This window comes from Kitasatospora sp. NPDC005856, assembly GCF_040629945.1.
In the GTDB taxonomy this organism is placed as follows: Bacteria; Actinomycetota; Actinomycetes; order Streptomycetales; family Streptomycetaceae; genus Kitasatospora.
Genome location: NZ_JBEXWT010000012.1, coordinates 17,004 through 32,807 on the forward strand (window position 1 = coordinate 17,004; position 15,804 = coordinate 32,807).

The 15,804-nt window shown below is 73.2% G+C and carries 17 protein-coding genes; 4 read left to right on the forward strand and 13 right to left on the reverse strand.

Features of this window, described 5'->3' with window-relative positions; translation table 11 throughout:
* Nucleotides 1-22 precede the first annotated feature (22 nt).
* From ABZ449_RS09980 to ABZ449_RS10015, 8 genes are all read right to left on the reverse strand, one after another.
* Nucleotides 23-283, reverse strand: coding sequence for a hypothetical protein (locus tag ABZ449_RS09980; protein ID WP_360343098.1), 261 nt, complete (start codon nt 281-283; stop codon nt 23-25).
* Between the two features lie 257 nt (nt 284-540).
* Nucleotides 541-1,965 (reverse strand): argininosuccinate lyase, encoded by a 1,425-nt coding sequence (argH, locus tag ABZ449_RS09985; protein ID WP_360343101.1) that lies wholly within the window; start codon nt 1,963-1,965, stop codon nt 541-543.
* A gap of 114 nt (nt 1,966-2,079) precedes the next feature.
* Entirely contained in the window at nt 2,080-2,628 is a 549-nt protein-coding gene (locus ABZ449_RS09990; RefSeq protein ID WP_360343103.1) for an arginine repressor, read from the reverse strand.
* A gap of 23 nt (nt 2,629-2,651) precedes the next feature.
* A complete protein-coding gene (locus ABZ449_RS09995; RefSeq protein ID WP_360343106.1) occupies nt 2,652-3,920 on the reverse strand; it encodes an acetylornithine transaminase in 1,269 nt (422 codons plus the stop codon).
* Nucleotides 3,917-4,792: an acetylglutamate kinase gene (gene argB, locus ABZ449_RS10000; RefSeq protein ID WP_360343403.1), complete on the reverse strand. Its 876-nt coding sequence runs from the start codon at nt 4,790-4,792 to the stop codon at nt 3,917-3,919. The genes ABZ449_RS09995 and argB overlap by 4 nt, the downstream gene beginning before the upstream one ends.
* A 242-nt stretch (nt 4,793-5,034) precedes the next feature.
* Nucleotides 5,035-6,207: a bifunctional glutamate N-acetyltransferase/amino-acid acetyltransferase ArgJ gene (argJ, locus tag ABZ449_RS10005; RefSeq protein ID WP_360343109.1), complete on the reverse strand. Its 1,173-nt coding sequence runs from the start codon at nt 6,205-6,207 to the stop codon at nt 5,035-5,037.
* Nucleotides 6,204-7,232, reverse strand: a complete 1,029-nt coding sequence (gene argC / locus ABZ449_RS10010; protein WP_360343112.1) for an N-acetyl-gamma-glutamyl-phosphate reductase — start codon at nt 7,230-7,232, stop codon at nt 6,204-6,206. The genes argJ and argC overlap by 4 nt, the downstream gene beginning before the upstream one ends.
* 94 nt (nt 7,233-7,326) lie before the next feature.
* Nucleotides 7,327-8,538 carry a methyltransferase gene (locus ABZ449_RS10015; protein WP_360343115.1) on the reverse strand — a complete coding sequence of 404 codons (1,212 nt, stop codon included), beginning with the start codon at nt 8,536-8,538 and terminating at the stop codon, nt 7,327-7,329.
* Between the two features lie 81 nt (nt 8,539-8,619).
* On the opposite strand from ABZ449_RS10015, the gene ABZ449_RS10020 reads away from it, so the two are divergent.
* Together ABZ449_RS10020 and ABZ449_RS10025 are read left to right on the forward strand one after the other, a co-directional pair.
* Nucleotides 8,620-9,024 (forward strand): VOC family protein, encoded by a 405-nt coding sequence (locus ABZ449_RS10020; protein ID WP_360343118.1) that lies wholly within the window; start codon nt 8,620-8,622, stop codon nt 9,022-9,024.
* Nucleotides 9,025-9,060: 36 nt separating this feature from the next.
* Nucleotides 9,061-9,435: a S4 domain-containing protein gene (locus ABZ449_RS10025; RefSeq protein ID WP_360343121.1), complete on the forward strand. Its 375-nt coding sequence runs from the start codon at nt 9,061-9,063 to the stop codon at nt 9,433-9,435.
* A 111-nt stretch (nt 9,436-9,546) separates the two neighbouring features.
* Here the strand turns inward: ABZ449_RS10025 and ABZ449_RS10030 are convergent, their stop codons facing one another.
* From ABZ449_RS10030 to ABZ449_RS10040, 3 genes are all read right to left on the reverse strand, one after another.
* Nucleotides 9,547-10,053, reverse strand: a complete 507-nt coding sequence (locus tag ABZ449_RS10030; RefSeq protein WP_360343124.1) for an FBP domain-containing protein — start codon at nt 10,051-10,053, stop codon at nt 9,547-9,549.
* A 45-nt stretch (nt 10,054-10,098) separates the two neighbouring features.
* A complete protein-coding gene (locus tag ABZ449_RS10035) occupies nt 10,099-10,653 on the reverse strand; it encodes an HD domain-containing protein (protein ID WP_360343127.1) in 555 nt (184 codons plus the stop codon).
* Nucleotides 10,654-10,770: 117 nt separating this feature from the next.
* On the reverse strand, nt 10,771-11,655 hold the full coding sequence (locus ABZ449_RS10040; RefSeq protein ID WP_360343130.1) for an SAM-dependent methyltransferase: 885 nt from the start codon (nt 11,653-11,655) through the stop codon (nt 10,771-10,773).
* A gap of 211 nt (nt 11,656-11,866) precedes the next feature.
* Here ABZ449_RS10040 and ABZ449_RS10045 point away from each other — a divergent pair, with 211 nt between their 5' ends.
* Nucleotides 11,867-12,781 (forward strand): polysaccharide deacetylase family protein, encoded by a 915-nt coding sequence (locus tag ABZ449_RS10045; protein ID WP_360343133.1) that lies wholly within the window; start codon nt 11,867-11,869, stop codon nt 12,779-12,781.
* A 35-nt stretch (nt 12,782-12,816) separates the two neighbouring features.
* On the opposite strand, the gene ABZ449_RS10050 is transcribed toward ABZ449_RS10045, so the two are convergent.
* On the reverse strand, nt 12,817-13,635 hold the full coding sequence (locus tag ABZ449_RS10050) for an SDR family oxidoreductase (protein ID WP_360343136.1): 819 nt from the start codon (nt 13,633-13,635) through the stop codon (nt 12,817-12,819).
* 305 nt (nt 13,636-13,940) lie between these two features.
* On the opposite strand from ABZ449_RS10050, the gene ABZ449_RS10055 reads away from it, so the two are divergent.
* Entirely contained in the window at nt 13,941-14,810 is an 870-nt protein-coding gene (locus ABZ449_RS10055; RefSeq protein ID WP_360343139.1) for a 3-hydroxybutyryl-CoA dehydrogenase, read from the forward strand.
* A 75-nt stretch (nt 14,811-14,885) separates the two neighbouring features.
* Here ABZ449_RS10055 and ABZ449_RS10060 read toward each other — a convergent pair whose 3' ends face one another.
* A complete protein-coding gene (locus tag ABZ449_RS10060; RefSeq protein ID WP_360343142.1) occupies nt 14,886-15,728 on the reverse strand; it encodes a chitosanase in 843 nt (280 codons plus the stop codon).
* Between the last annotated feature and the right edge of the window lie 76 nt (nt 15,729-15,804).

The window sequence follows — 15,804 nt, forward strand, 5'->3', positions numbered from 1 at the left end:
GGCTCGCGCTCGGGGCTCGCGCTCAGGGGTAGCGCTCCGCGTGGAGCAGCATCCGCAGGCAGGCCAGGCAGCGCGAGCGGGTGGGGCCGATCGAGCCGCGCGGCATGCCGAGCCGCTCCGAGAGCTCACGGTACGTGGGCGGCGGGTCCTCGGCGAGCGCGGCGATCAGCTGCGGGCAGCGGCCGGGCAGGGCGGCGACGGTCTCGCGGACCACGCGGCGGCGGTGTTCGGCGAGGTACACGTCCTCGGCGGAGGGGACGGCGGGTGGGAGGGGGGTGCACACACCGTGCATGACGGCCCGGGGCGGGGCCGGTTACGCCCGGGCCGGGGCGCGGACGCGGGAGGGGCGCGCCGGTCTCACCGCCGCGCCCCTCCCCCGTCGCGCCGGGGATCGATCCCGGCCGTGGCGGGGACCGAGCCCGAAGGCGTCGGGGACCGATCCCGAAGGCGTCGGGGACCGGTCCCGAAGGCGTCGGGCACCGGTCCCCGGCCGCGCCGAGGACCGGCCTCCCGTCAGCGGACCGACCCGCTGCGCAGGAGTCAGCCCTGCGCCCACTCCTGCTGCCGCGCCAGGTCCGCCTTCACCTCGGCGAGCTGGACCGCGACCGCCGAGGGGGCCGTTCCACCGCGCCCGCTGCGGGCGGCGATGGCGCCGTGGACGCTGAGCACCGAACGCACCTCGGGCGTCAGGTGCTCCGAGATCGCGGCGAACTGGGCGTCCGTCAGGTCGGACAGCTCGATGCCCTCGGCCTCGCAGACCTTGACGCAGGCGCCTGCCACCTCGTGCGCGACCCGGAACGGCACTCCCTGCTTGACCAGCCACTCGGCGATGTCGGTGGCGAGCGAGAAGCCGGCCGGGGCCAGCTCCTCCAGCCGCTCCCGGTGCACGGTGAGGGTGGCCATCATCCCGGTGAAGGCCGGCAGCAGCACCTCCAGCGTGTCGCAGGAGTCGAAGACCGGCTCCTTGTCCTCCTGGAGGTCCCGGTTGTAGGCGAGCGGCAGCGCCTTGAGGGTGGCCAGCAGGCCGGTCAGGTTGCCGATCAGCCGGCCGGACTTGCCGCGGGCGAGCTCGGCGATGTCCGGGTTCTTCTTCTGCGGCATGATCGAGGAGCCGGTGGAGAAGGCGTCGTGCAGGGTGATGAAGCCGAACTCCTTGGTGTTCCAGATGATCACCTCCTCCGCGATCCGGGAGAGGTTGATCCCGATCATCGCGGTCACGAAGGCGAACTCGGCGACGAAGTCGCGCGAGGCGGTGCCGTCGATGGAGTTGCCGACCGAGCCGCCCTCGAAGCCGAGGTCGGCGGCGACGGCCTGCGGGTCGAGGCCGAGCGAGGAGCCGGCCAGCGCGCCGGAGCCGTACGGCGAGACGGCGGTGCGGGCGTCCCACTGGCGCAGCCGCTCGGCGTCCCGGCCGAGGGCCTGCACGTGCGCGAGGACGTGGTGGGCGAAGAGCACCGGCTGGGCGTGCTGGAGGTGGGTGCGGCCCGGCATCGCGGTGTCCGGGTGCGCCTCGGCGAGGCCGACGAGGGCCTGCTGGAGGTCGAGCAGCAGGCCGCCGATGGTCTTCGCGTGGTCCCGCAGGTACATCCGGAACAGGGTGGCGATCTGGTCGTTGCGCGAGCGCCCGGCCCGCAGCTTGCCGCCGAGGTCGGGGCCGAGGCGCTCCAGCAGTCCGCGCTCCAGGGCGGTGTGCACGTCCTCGTCGGCGACGGTGCCGGTGAAGGTGCCCTCCTGGACGTCGGCGAGCAGCCGGTCCAGGCCGTCCAGCATGCCGGCCAGCTCCTCGTCGGAGAGCAGGCCCGCCTTGTGCAGGACCCGGGCGTGGGCCTTGGAGCCGGCGATGTCGTACGGCGCGAGGCGCCAGTCGAAGTGGACCGAGGCCGAGAGCCTGGCCAGCGCCTCGGACGGGCCGTCGGCGAAGCGCGCACCCCAGAGGCGGACGTCGGAGGACTGCTCGGCGGTCATCGCGTGGCTCCTTCATGCATGTGCAGTGGATGGCATAAGTATGCACGAGGGTGCATGAAACACAAAACCCCGGTCGAAGGGGTTCCTTCGACCGGGGTCCGGGATGCCCGGGCCCTACTGGGCCTTCGCCTGGGCGAGTTGCATGAGGTGGTCGGCGAGCGCCTGGCCACCGGCCGGATCACGGCTGATCAGCAGCACGGTGTCGTCGCCGGCGATGGTGCCGATGATCTCGAAGACCTCGGCCTGGTCGATCGCCGAGGCCAGGAACTGGGCGGCGCCCGGCGGGGTGCGCAGCACCACCAGGTTGCCGGAGGCCGTCGCGGAGACCATGAGCTCGCCGGCCAGCCGGGCCATCCGGCCCTCGCTGGCCGACTCCCCCATCGGCGCGCGCGGCGTGCGGTCGCCGCCCTCGGCCGGGACGGCGTAGATCAGCGCGCCGTCCCGATTGCGGATCTTGACCGCGCCCAACTCGTCCAGGTCCCGGGAGAGGGTGGCCTGGGTGACCACGAGTCCGTCGTCGGCGAGCAGCTTGGCGAGCTGGCTCTGCGAACGCACGGGCTGGCGGGTGAGCAGGTCCACGATCCGCCGGTGGCGCGCGGTGCGGGTCTGCGGGACCTGCGGCGTCGGGCCGGTGGCGGACGGGCCGGAGTGGGAAGCGGTCATGTGATTATTCTCCCGGACGACGGTCAACTCGCATCGGCCGGGGCGCCCTCGCGCACCGTCCGGAGGATGTCCGGCAACGCGGCCAGGAAGGCGTCCGCCTCCTGCTCGGTCAGCACCAGCGGCGGGGCCAGCCGGACGGCGTCCGCAACGGCCGCGTTGACCAGGAAGCCCGCCTCCTGCGCGGCGGCCTGGACCCGGGCCGCGACCGGCTCGGTGAGCACGATGCCCAGCAGCAGGCCCGCCCCGCGCACGTGCGAGACCAGCGGGTCGCCGAGCGCCTCCACACCGTGCCGCAGCCGCTCGCCCAGCTTGCGGGTGTGCTCCAGCAGGCCCTCCGACTCGATGGTGTCCAGCACCGCGAGCCCGGCCGCGGCGGCCACCGGGTTGCCGCCGAAGGTGGTGCCGTGCTGGCCCGGGGTGAGCAGGTCGGCGGCCGGCCCGAAGGCGAGCACCGCGCCCATCGGCAGACCGCCGCCGAGCGCCTTGGCCAGGGTGACGACGTCCGGCTCCACGCCCTCGTGGGCCTGGTGGGCGAACCAGTGGCCGGTGCGGCCGACACCGGTCTGGATCTCGTCCAGGACCAGCAGGGTGCCGGTGGCCCGGGTGATCTCGCGCGCCGCCCGCAGGTAGCCCTCGGGCAGCGGGACGGCGCCGTTCTCGCCCTGGATCGGCTCCAGGAAGACGGCGGCGGTCTCGGTGGTGACGGCCGCGCGCAGCGCCTCGACGTCGCCGAACGGGACGTGGGTGACGTCGCCGGGCAGCGGGCGGAACGGGTCCTGCTTGGCGGGCTGGCCGGTGAGCGCCAGGGCGCCCATGGTGCGGCCGTGGAAGCCGCCCTGGAGGGCGACCAGGTGGGTGCGGCCGGTCCGCCGGCTGATCTTGAAGGCGGCCTCGTTGGCCTCGGCGCCGGAGTTGCAGAAGAACACCCGGCCGCCCGGGCGGCCGTCCAGCTGCAGCAGCCGCTCGGCGAGGGCGATGGTGGGCTCGGCCATGAAGAGGTTGGAGACGTGGCCGAGGGTGGCGATCTGCCGGCTCACGGCCTCGACGACGGCGGGGTGGGCGGTACCCAGGGCGTTGACGGCGATGCCGCCGAGCAGGTCGGTGTACTCCTTGCCGTCGGCGTCCCAGAGCTTGCTGCCCTCGCCGCGCACCAACGGGATGCGGGGGGTGCCGTAGTTGTCGGTGAAGGAGTGCTGCCACCGGTCGGCGAGCTGCTCGTTGTGCGTCGCGCCGGCCGTACCGGCCGTGCCGGTGCTCTCGGTGCTCGCGGTGTTGTCGGTCCCGCCGGTCATGCCAGTCCCCCGGTCACGGTCGCTTCGTCGTCCGGCACGACCATCGTGCCGATGCCCTCGTCGGTGAAGATCTCCAGCAGCAGGCTGTGCTGGACCCGGCCGTCCAGCACGCGGGCGGTGCCCACGCCGGAGCGGACGGCGCGCAGGCAGCCCTCCATCTTGGGGAGCATGCCGGTGGCCAGGCCGGGCAGCAGTTCCTCCAGCTCGCTCGCGGTGAGCTGGCTGATCACGTCGTCGGAGTTCGGCCAGTCCTTGTAGAGGCCCTCGACGTCGGTGAGGACGACGAGCATCTCGGCGCCGAGCGCGACCGCGAGGGCGGCGGCGGCGGTGTCGGCGTTGATGTTGTAGACGTGGCCGTCGGTGCCGCGGGCGATCGAGGAGATGACCGGGATGCGGCCGTCGGCGATCATCGCCTTCACCGCGCCGGCCTCGATGTTGACGATGTCGCCGACCAGGCCGATGTCGACCTGCTCGCCGTCCACCACCGCGTAGCGCTTGACCGCCGTCATGGTGTGGGCGTCCTCGCCGGTCATGCCGACCGCGAACGGGCCGTGCTCGTTGAGCAGGCCGACCAGCTCGCGCTGCACCTGGCCGGCCAGCACCATCCGGACCACGTCCATGGTCTCCGGAGTGGTGACCCGCAGGCCGTTGGTGAAGCTCGACTCCAGGCCCAGCCGGTCGAGTTGGGCGCTGATCTGGGGGCCGCCGCCGTGGACCACGACGGGGTGCAGGCCGGCGTAGCGCAGGAAGACGACGTCCTGGGCGAAGGCGGCCTTGAGGCTGTCGTCCACCATCGCGTTGCCGCCGAACTTGATCACGACGGTCTTGCCGTGGAAGCGCTCCAGCCACGGCAGCGCCTCGATCAGCGTCATGGCCTTGGGCAACGCGGTGTTGTTGCGGGCCTGTTCGCCCTTGGGTGCGATCTGCACGGGATTCCCTCGTCGATGGGGGTCCCCCCGGCCGCAGGCTGGGGGAGAATGTCGCGGATCAGGTGTCGCGGATCAGGTGTCGCGGATCAGGGTGCCGCGGACCTGTCGCGGACCTGTCGCGGACCTGTCGCGGATCAGCGGATCAGGTGTCGCGGATCAGGGTGCCGCGGACGAAGTGACGCGGATCAGGTCGAGTAGGCGCTGTTCTCGTGAACGTAGTCGGCCGTCAGGTCGTTGGTCCACAGCGTGGCGCCCGCCGTCCCGGCGTTGAGGTTCGCGGTGATGACGACCTCGCGGCCCTTCATGTCCACCAGGTCGCGGTCCTCGCCCACGCCGCCCGCCTTGCAGACCCAGACGCCGTTGATGGCGACGTCCAGCTCGTTCGGGTCGAAGGCGGCGGCGGTGGTGCCGATCGCGGCCAGCACCCGGCCCCAGTTGGGGTCCTCGCCGTGGATGGCGCACTTGAGCAGGTTGTTGCGGCTGATCGTCCGGGCGACCTCGACCGCCTCGTCCTCGGTGGCGGCGCCGGTGACGTCGATCCGGATCTCCTTGCTCGCGCCCTCCGCGTCGCCGATCAGCTGGCGGGCCAGGTCGGCGCTGACGGTGCGGACGGCCTCGGCGAACTCGGCCTGCTCCGGGACGACACCGGAGGCGGCGGAGGCGAGCAGCAGCACGGTGTCGTTGGTCGACATGCAGCCGTCGGAGTCGATCCGGTCGAAGGTGGTGCGGGTGGCGCCGCGCAGTGCGGCGTCCAGGGCGGCGCTGTCCAGATCGGCGTCGGTGGTGAGGACGACCAGCATGGTGGCGAGGCTCGGGGCGAGCATGCCCGCGCCCTTGGCCATGCCGCCGACGGTCCAGCCGGCCGGGCTGGTGTACTGGGCGGTCTTGTGCACCGTGTCGGTGGTCTTGATGGCGATCGCGGCGTCCTCGCCACCGGTCTCGCCGAGCTCGGCGGCGGCCAGGGTGACGCCGGGCAGCAGGAGGTCCATCGGCAGCCGTACGCCGATCAGGCCGGTGGAGGCGACGGCGACCTCGCCGGCGTTGAGCTCCAGCTCCGCGGCGACCTTCTCCGCGGTGGCGTGGGTGTCCTGGAAGCCGAGCGGGCCGGTGCAGGCGTTGGCGCCACCGGAGTTGAGGACGACGGCGGAGACCCGGCCGCCCTTGAGGACCTGCTCGGACCAGAGCACCGGCGCGGCCTTGACCCGGTTGGCGGTGAAGACGCCGGCGGCCGCGAGCGAGGGGCCGTCGTTGACCACCAGGGCGAGGTCGGGGGTGCCGGAGGCCTTGATGCCGGCGGTCACACCGGCGGCGCGGAAGCCCTTGGCCGCCGTCACTCCGACGTTCGTGGTCGTGCTCACGGTGCGACTCCGTTCACGGGAAGGCCGAGCTCCTCGGGCAGGCCGAGGGCGATGTTCATGCTCTGCACCGCGCCGCCGGCGGTGCCCTTGACCAGGTTGTCGATCGCGCTGATCGCGATGATCCGCCCGGCGGCGGCGTCCAGGGCGACCTGGACCAGGGCGGTGTTGGCGCCGTAGACGCTGCTGGTCTGCGGCCACTGCCCCTCGGGCAGCAGGTGGACGAAGGGCTCGTCCGCGAACGCCTCGGCGTAGGCGGCGCGCAGGCTCTGCGCCGTCACCCCCGGCCTGGCCTTGGCCGAGCAGGTGGCGAGGATGCCGCGCGGCATCGGGACGAGGGTGGGGGTGAAGGAGACGGTGACCGGCTCGCCCGCGAGCGGGGTGAGGTTCTGCGCCATCTCCGGGGTGTGCCGGTGGACGCCGCCGACGCCGTACGGGCTGACGCTGCCCATCACCTCGCTGCCCAGCAGGTGCGGCTTGGCGGCCTTGCCGGCGCCGGAGGTGCCGGAGGCGGCGACCACCACGGCCTCCGGCTCGGCGAGTTGTGCGGCGTACGCGGGGAACAGCGCCAGGGAGACGGCCGTCGGGTAGCAGCCGGGCACGGCGATCCGGTTGCTGCCCTTCAACGCGGCACGGTGGCCGGGGAGTTCGGGCAGGCCGTAGGGCCAGGTGCCGGCGTGCGCGGAGCCGTAGAACTGTTCCCAGTCGGCGGCGGCCTTGAGCCGGAAGTCGGCGCCGCAGTCGATCACCAGGACGTTCGGGCCGAGCTCCTCGGCGACGGCGGCGGACTGGCCGTGCGGCAGCGCCAGGAAGACCACGTCGTGGTCGGCCAGCACCTCGGGGGTGGTGGCTTCGAGCACGCGGTCGGCGAGCGGGAGGAGGTGGGGCTGGAGCGCGCCCAGTCGGGTGCCCGCGTTCGAGCCGCCGGTCAGCGCCCCGATCTCCACCTCGGGGTGGCCGAGCAGCAGGCGCAGCACCTCACCGCCCGCGTAACCGCTCGCGCCGGCGACGGCGACTCGCAATGCCATGGCGTTCCTCCTTCGTCTTGGCATGAATATACGCGTGGCGGAAAATTCATGCAAGGAGTATGTGCCGGAACCCCGCCGGGGCGGGGCGGCGGAGTCAGCGCTTGACGGCCCGCAGCACCACGAACTTGGGGTTCCCGTCGACGAGTCGGCAGTTGCCGAAGAGGCGGCGCAGCTTGACGTGGTAGCCGAGGTGGCGGTTGCCGACCACCCAGAGTTCCCCGCCCGGCCGCAGCGCCCGCTTGGCGCCGGTGAACATCCGCCAGGCGGTGGCGTCGGTGGTGGCCTGGTGGGAGTGGAACGGCGGGTTGTTGAGCACCAGGTCCACCGAGCCGGCGGCGATCACGTCCGGCGCCAGGGCGTCGGCGGTCAGGAACTCGGCCGGGGCGTCCGGGCCCAGGTTGCCGCGGAAGGTCTCCTCGGCGGAGGCCACCGCCTGGTGCGACTCGTCCACGAAGACCAGCTCCGCGCCGGACCCGGCCAGCGCGGCGGCCGTACCGACCACGCCGTTGCCGCAGCCGAGGTCCACCACCCGGGCGCCGGGGGCGGGGACGGGCAGGTGGGCCAGGAAGAAGCGGGTGCCGATGTCCAGCCGGTCGGCGCAGAAGGTGCCCGCGTGGTTGACGACCGTACGGCCGGAGGCGGCACCGATGTCCGACGGCAGCGCGTAGCGGTGCGGCCACGGGTTGGGGCCGGGATCCAGCGTCCGGTCCGGGGTGCAGAGGATCAGCCGGGCCTTGCGGACGGCCAGCGAGGTGCGGGTCGGGCCGAGGATCCGCTCGAAGAGCTGGAGCGTGGAGGTGTGGATCTCGGTGACCATGCCGGCGCCGATCACCACGGTGCCCTCGTGGAGCGCCGGGGCGAGCCGGTGCAGCTGGTCCTCCAGCAGGGCCAGGCTCTTGGGGACGCGCACCAGCAGCACGTCGATCCGCTCCGGCGGGGCGTCCCGGGTGGTGAGCAGCCGGGCCTCGTCGACGGCGGCGCCGGCCCGGGCCAGATTGGCCAGGGTGGCCTGCCGGCCGAGGTGGGAGTCGGCGATCTGGACCGGCCGGTACCCGGCGAGCGCGGTGGTCAGCGCGCCCCAGCGGTCGCCGAGGACGGCGACCGTGCGGCCGGCCAGCTCGGTCGCGGCGCCGGCCGCGCTGTCGGTCTCGCCCGCGAGGTGGCGCAGCAGGTACTCGTCGGCGGCGTCCCAGGCCCGCAGCCGCTCGCGCGGGTCCACGGGGAAGCGGGTGAGCTCGAAGGCGCCCCACGGGGTGGCGAAGGGGGTTTCCGGCGGGGTCGCGGCGCGCGTGGTCTGGGGATTCATCGTGTTCTCAGGCTATCCGACGGCCCCCGGGAGCGATTACGGACGGATACTGGAAGAGCCCGACCGAGAGGGGTGAGGGCGATGGAGTGGAGACTCGAAGTCGTGGTGGTCCCGGTGTCGGACGTGGACCGCGCGAAGCTCTTCTACGAGGAGCGGGCCGGGTTCACCGTCGACCACGACACCCTGCTGCGGGACGGGACCCGGGTGGTCCAGCTGACTCCGCCCGGCTCGCCCTGCTCCATCGTGGTGGGCAACGGGGTGATCGACTCGCCGCCCGGATCGGTCAAGGGCCTCCAGCTGGTGGTGCGGGACATCGAGAAGGCGCACGCCGAACTGGCGGCGCGGGGCGTGGAGGTCAGCCCGGTCCAGCACTTCGTGGCGGGGGGCCGGGTGGACGGGCACGGCGAGGCGTGGAACAACTTCGTGTTCTTCAACGACCCGGACGGGAACGGCTGGGCGGTCCAGGAGGCGCCGCCCGCCGCGTAGCGCGGAGCGGCGGCCGGCCTTGGGTAGGCTCCGGGGATGGCTGAACACGAGGGAAGCGTGCGGGTGGACAGCTGGATCTGGTCGGTCCGGCTGGTCAAGACGCGGGCGCTGGCGGCGGCCGCCTGCCGGGCCGGTCACGTCAAGGTGAACGGCGAGCGGGCCAAACCGGCCCAGTCGCTGAAGCCCGGGGACGAGGTGCGGGTCCGCGAGGAGGGCTACGAACGCGTCGTCGTGGTGCAGAAGCTGATCCGCAAGCGGGTCGGCGCCGAGGTCGCGGCGCAGTGCCTGGTCGACAACAGCCCGCCGCGGCCGCCGCGCGAGTTCGTCGCGGCGGCCGGGACGCGGGACCGGGGAGCCGGGCGGCCGACCAAGCGGGAGCGCCGCGAGCTGGACCAGCTGCGCGGGCAGTGAGCGGTACGGGGACCGGGCCGTACGGGCACCGCGCCGTCCGGACACCGGGCCGTACTGGGACCGGGCCGTCCGGGAACTGCGCCGCGCGGGCACGGAGAGGTACGGGGGCCGCTACACGGCCGCGGTGGCGAGCACCTTGGCGAGGAAGCCGCCCAGGTTGCCCACCGTACGGTCGATCTGCAGCTCCAGCGGCAGCGACTCGTCGGGCCGGGTGACCAGGGTGGACTTCTTCAGCCCGCGCACGTAGAGCGAGCAGGCGAGGTCGGCGCAGATGTAGGTGCCGACGGTGTTGCCCTCGCGCCCGGCCGCCCCCGCCCGGCGGGCGGCGAGCAGCGCGACCCCCGACCCGGCGTGCGCGGTGATGCACAGCGAGCACACGTTGGTCTTGGTCAGGCTGCGCCGGATCACCGGCGAGCGCAGCGTCACGCCGACGAGCTCGCCCTCGTACGGTGCCACCAGGTACGCCCGGTCGGGCGCGCCCTGGTCCCGCCAGCCGAGGAAGTCCAGGTGCTCCCAGGGCAGTTCCGCCAGGCCCCGGGGAAGGTTGAGCCGACGGGCCTCGCCCTTGGAGCAGTTGACGAAGGACGCGCGGATCTCGTTCTCACTCAGGGGTTCCATGCGGCGGAAGCTAACACCGGCCCGCCCGTGGTGTCGCGCCCTTTTTCACCCGGTCCGCACCGGGTGGGCGGCCTGGACGGCGAGCCGCCGCGGGGCTCCCTCCCCGATCCGGGTGAGCAGGTCGTCCAGGGCGAGGAAGGCCTCCCACCGCTCCCGCCCGCCGGCGGCGGCGAGCCGCTCGACCACCAGGTCCTCCAGTTCCCGGACCCGCTTGTTCTTCCAGGCCTTGTCGGCCAGGCTGACCAGCAGCGACTCGACGGTGACACCGGGTTCGTCCCAGCTCGCGTGGCTGCGGGCGAAGCGGGCGAGGTGCTCGGGGACGCCGTGGGCGAGCAGCAGGGCGTACCCGGCGGGCTCGTGCAGGGAGCCGGGGGCGGAGAGCTCCTCGGGGTGGACGGTCTTGCCGATGTCGTGGGTGGCCGCGCCGTACCGGACGGCCTCGCGGTCGAAGACCAGGCCCTGACGGGCGCAGAACCCGGCGATCTCCTCGGCCACCTCGTGCACCAGGGCGAGGTGGGCGACCAGGCGGGGCGGGGCGCCGACGGCGCGCAGGAGTTCGGCGGCGTCCGCGGGCAGCGGGGGCAGGTCGGTGGTGGTCACGCCGCAGGGTAGCCGGGGCACTGAGGGACTGTCAGTGGGGGTTCGTAGGCTTCGACGGTCCGGGCCCGGCGCAGGAGGGAGGCGCCGGGGCCGGACCGTGACGAACGGCCGGGGGCGCTACTTCTTGAAGGCGACACCGGCGTACGCCGAGACGTCCTGCCAGCCCTCGGGGAGTTCGGAGGTGGCCACGTGACCGGCGGTGGGGCGCCAGAGCGGGAGCTGGACGAGCCCGGGGCCGGCGAACTCGAAGTCGCCGAAGAAGGGCTCGACGCCGGAGCGCGGGCGCAGCACGAGCGGGGCGCTGGCGCTGCGGTAGATCCGGGTGCCCTCGGAGGCGCTCTCGCGGGAGGCGAAGTCGGGGCTGCCGTGGGAGAGGATCAGGGCGCTGCCCGGGGCGAGCGCGTCGCGCAGGGTGCGGACGATCTGCTGCGCGCCCTCCTCGTCGCGGATGAAGTGCAGCACGGCGACCAGCATCAGCGCGACCGGCTGGGAGAGGTCGACGGCGCCGGCCAGCGCGGGGTGGCCGAGGATCGCGGCCGGGTCGCGCAGGTCGGCCTCGATCACCGAGGTGTGCCCGGCGGGGTGGCTCGCCAGCAGGGCGCGGGCGTGGGTGGCGACGATCGGGTCGTTGTCCACGTACACCACCCGGGCGTCCGGGGCGACCCGCTGGGCGACCTCGCTGGTGGAGCCGACCGCCGGGATGCCGGTGCCGATGTCGACGAACTGGCGCACGCCCCGGCCGGCGACGAACTCCACGGCGCGGCCGAGGAACTGCCGGTTGGTGCGGGCCAGCAGCGGCAGCGCGGGGTAGGCGGATATCGCGGCCTGGGCGGCCTTGCGGTCGGCCTCGAAGTTGTCCTTGCCGCCGAGGTAGTAGTCGTACATCCGGGCGGTGTGCGGCACGCCGGTGTCCAGCTCGCTCGGCGGCTGCCAGTCCTCGGCTCTGGCCCAGTCCCACTCGGTGTCCGTGCTCCGGCCGGTCGCCGCGCCGTCCTCGTACATGCTGTCCGCCCCCAATGCGCAATGCCGGAAGAATTCGGCCACCGCACGTCAACACGCGGTGCGCGGTGATCGTATCCAAGGACACCGCGACGAAACAGCGGGAGTTCAGGTTTACGCAACACCCGGTGACAGAGTGTGTGCACGTCAAGTCCGGTGCGGCCGGTCGGCGCCGGATCGCCCGCCGCAGCCGTCCTCTCTATGCTGGCTGCCGATGACTGCCGACCGCCGCACCGTGCTGCGCACCACCGCCCGCCTCGCCGCCCTCGCCGCGACCGGCGGCCTGCTCGCCGCCTGCGGCACCGGAACGCTCCGCCGGGCCGACCCCGGGGCGCTCGCCGCGCACCCCGGAACCGTGGACCCGCAGCACACCACCGACCCGGCCTGGAACGGCGCGGAGGGTCCGGCCTCCCCCACACCCACCGCCCCGGCCGAGCCCGGGCCCGCCGGTGAGCCGACCGCCGCCGCGGCCGCCGCCCAGCCCTCCGCCCCGCCGGCCCCGCCCGTGCTGCCGCCGCTCGCGCCCGGGACCCCGGCCGAGGTCGCGTACGGGCCGCGCACCGGGAAGAACGTGGCGCTCACCTTCCACGGCAGCGGCGACCCCAGGCTGGCCACCGCCCTGCTGGAGACCGCCGAGCAGCGCGGCGCCAAGCTGACCGTGATGGTGGTCGGCAGCTGGCTCGACCAGCAGCCGCAGATGGCCCGGCGGATCCTGGACGGCGGCCACGAGCTGGGCAACCACACCCAGAACCACCTCAACATCTCGGCCATGACACCGGACCAGGCGCGCGCCGAGATCGCCCAGTGCGCGGAGCGCCTGCAGCGGCTCACCGGCTCGATCGGCCGCTGGTTCCGCCCCTCCGCCGCGCAGTACGCCACCCCGATGGTGCGCGAGCAGGCCCGGGCGGTCGGGTACGAGCACGTGCTGTCCTTCGACGTCGACCCGCGCGACTACAACGACCCCTCGGCCGCCGACCTGCAGCGCCGGGTGCTGAACTCGGTGCGCGGCGGCTCGGTGGTGGCGCTGCACATGGGGCACCAGTGCACGGTGGACGCGCTGCCCGGCATCCTGGACGGCCTGGCCAAGGCGGGGCTCGCGCCGGTGACCGCCAGCCGGCTCTGCGCCTGACCGCCCGAGGCGGAACACCTCGGACACGCCCCGAGTCAGATCATCGGATCGTCGGACTTGTACGGGCGCAGTCGCAGCGTACGGGCGTCCGCGACGCGGATCGCGTCGGCCCGGTTGACCAGCTCCTCCAGGTCGTCCCGGCCGGCGTGGATGAAGCGCCCGTGCAGCCCGTCGAAGCGGCCGCGGGCCGCGTCCACGGTGACCGCGACCATGTACGGGATGGAACCCCAGGTGGTGGTCTCCTTGAACATCGGCATCCCGGCGGTCATGTCGGTGGCCACCGCGCCCGGGCTGATGTCCAGGATGACGACGCCGTTGCGGGCCAGCGAGTCCGCCATGTTGTCGGAGAGCTGGAGCAGCGCGCCCTTGGAGGTGGCGTACGCGGTGTAGTTGCCGTCCGGGCGCAGCGCGAAGCCGGAGTTGAGGTTGATCACCCGGCCGCGCCGGCGGGAGACCATGCCGGGGAGCACGCAGCGCAGCAGGTTGTAGGGGCCGCGCAGGTTGGTCTCGACCACCTGCCACCACTGGTTGGCGTCGGTCTCCCAGAGCGGCACCTCGGCGCGGTCGACCTGGCCGGCGTTGTTGACCAGCAGGTCGATCGGCCCGAGGTCGCGCTCGACCAGCCGGACCGCCTCGCGCACCGATCCGGGACGGGTGACGTCGGCGGTCACGGCGACGCCCCGGGAGCCGCGCCTGACGCACTCCTTGAGGGTGTCGGTCAGCGTCTCGTGGGTGCGGCCGACCAGGCCGACGGACATCCCCTCGGCGGCCAGGCCGATGGCGAGTTCCCGGCCGATGCCCCGGCCGGCGCCGGTGATCAGGGCGACCTGTCCTGCGAGCGATCCCGTCGACACCCCGTGCTCCCTTCGCGTCCCCGGCCCTGTCCGCTTCCGCCCCGGCTCCCGTCTGCGGCATTCTGTCGGGCGTCGGGCGGAGCGGGCCCCGGGCACACGGGGCCGGGGGCGCCGCCTCACTCGTTCGGGCGATTCCCGAGGGTGGCACCCTGCCGGGGAGGGGGTGACCTACTGGCCGGTACGGAGTAGTAACGTCGTCGGGGCGGTGACCGGTGCACCCATTCCGGCACACCGGCCCCGTCGTCCAGCAACTGGCTGGGCCACCCGTAGCTGGGCGACCCCCAGCACCGTCGAAGGGCAACTGAGTGAGTGACATCGCGCGCGTCGGAGTGATCGGCTGCGGCCTGATGGGGTCGGGCATCGCCGAGGTCTTCGCCCGGGCCGGGCTGGACGTCCTGGTGTCGGAGGCCAGCGGTGAGGCGCTGGAGTTCGGCCGCACCCGGCTGACCAACTCCCTGGAGACGGCCGTCAAGCGCGGCAAGCTGACCCCCGAGCAGCGGGACGACGCCATGGCCCGGCTGTCCTTCACCGTCGATCTCTCCGACTTCGCCGACCGCGACCTGGTGGTCGAGGCCGTCGCCGAGCGCGCGGACATCAAGGTCCAGATCTTCGAGACCCTGGACCGGGTGGTCGAGCGCCGCGACGCGATCCTCGCCTCCAACACCTCCTCGATCCCGATCGTGAAGCTGGCCGCCGCCACCACCCGCCCGGAGCAGGTGATCGGCCTGCACTTCTTCAACCCGGCGCCGGTGCAGAAGCTGGTCGAGGTCATCCCGACCCTGACCACCTCGGCGACCACCACCGAGCGGGTCGAGGCCTTCGCCTCCCAGGTGCTCGCCAAGGAGCCGATCCGCGCCCGCGACCGGGCCGGCTTCGTCGTCAACGCGCTGCTGGTGCCGTACCTGCTGTCCGCGGTGCGGATGTTCGAGTCGGGCGTGGCCACCGCCTCCGACATCGACAAGGGCATGGAGGCCGGCTGCGCCCACCCGATGGGCCCGCTGCGGCTGTGTGACCTGATCGGCCTGGACACCATCGTCTCGATCGCCGAGTCGATGTACGACGAGTACAAGGAGCCGCTGTACGCCGCTCCCCCGCTGCTCTCCCGGATGGTCGACGCCGGCCTGCTGGGCCGCAAGTCCGGCCGGGGCTTCTACGACTACACCGCGAGCGCCTGACGCCCGCGGCGTGCGCGGGACGGCGGGGCCCGGCGGCCGGTTCACGGTCGCCGGGCCCCGCCGCACGGCCTCGCGTCAGCTGTTGATGGCGTAGCTGTCGCCGTAGACCTTCCACTTCAGCGGCGGGTTGAGGTCGAAGTTCTTGGCGTTGAGGAAGACCAGCTGCTCGGTGTCGACCCGGCTGGTGTCCGAGTGCGCCTCCTCCTTCTTCATGACGACCTTGCGGGCGTCCAGGAAGGCCTTGAGGTAGGTGGCCTCGTCGCCGCCCTGGGCGGGGGTCTTGGCCTTCTTCATGGCGGCCGCGCGGATGCCGCCGAAGCTGTCGGAGCTGTTGCCCGGGCCGTGCATGACGATGGCGTCGTAGTAGGCGAACTGGCCGAGCGCGCGCAGACCGTCGCTCTTGGCCTGCTGGACGGCGGGGTTGAAGTACACCCGGTCGCGCTCGTCGTTCTGGGCCTGCTGGAAGACGGTGTCCTTGGCGGCGGCGGCCCAGTCCTTCTCGAACGCGGAGCCGAGGCCGGCGTGCGAGTCGGTGCCGTTGACCTTCTTCAGGGCCGGCAGGTACTTGGCCAGGACGTTGCCGGGCTTGAGGTCGGTGTAGTGCTTGACCAGATCCAGCATGTCACCGGTGCCGGAGCAGAAGCCGATGATGCCGGCGGTGTAGCCGCGGCCGTCCTTGATGTCCTCGATGTACTTGTACTGGGCCTTCCAGTCCAGCGACGAGTTCTCCGCGCTGGACACCAGCTGCATGGCGATGTCCTTCTTGTGCGGGTCGTCCAGCCCGACCCCCTTGGGCTGGACGGCGGCGGCCGGCGACGGGGCGGCCTGGGCCGCCGAGGTGGCCGCGACGGTCAGCGGCGCGGCCACCAGGGCGGCGGCGAGGGCGATGCGGAGGGCACGACGGGGCTGAGGGCGCATGGGACGCTCCGAATCCTCGATGCGTTAGGAAACTTTCCTAACGAGAAGTAGGAAAAGCCCTGGCGCCGCACTCCCG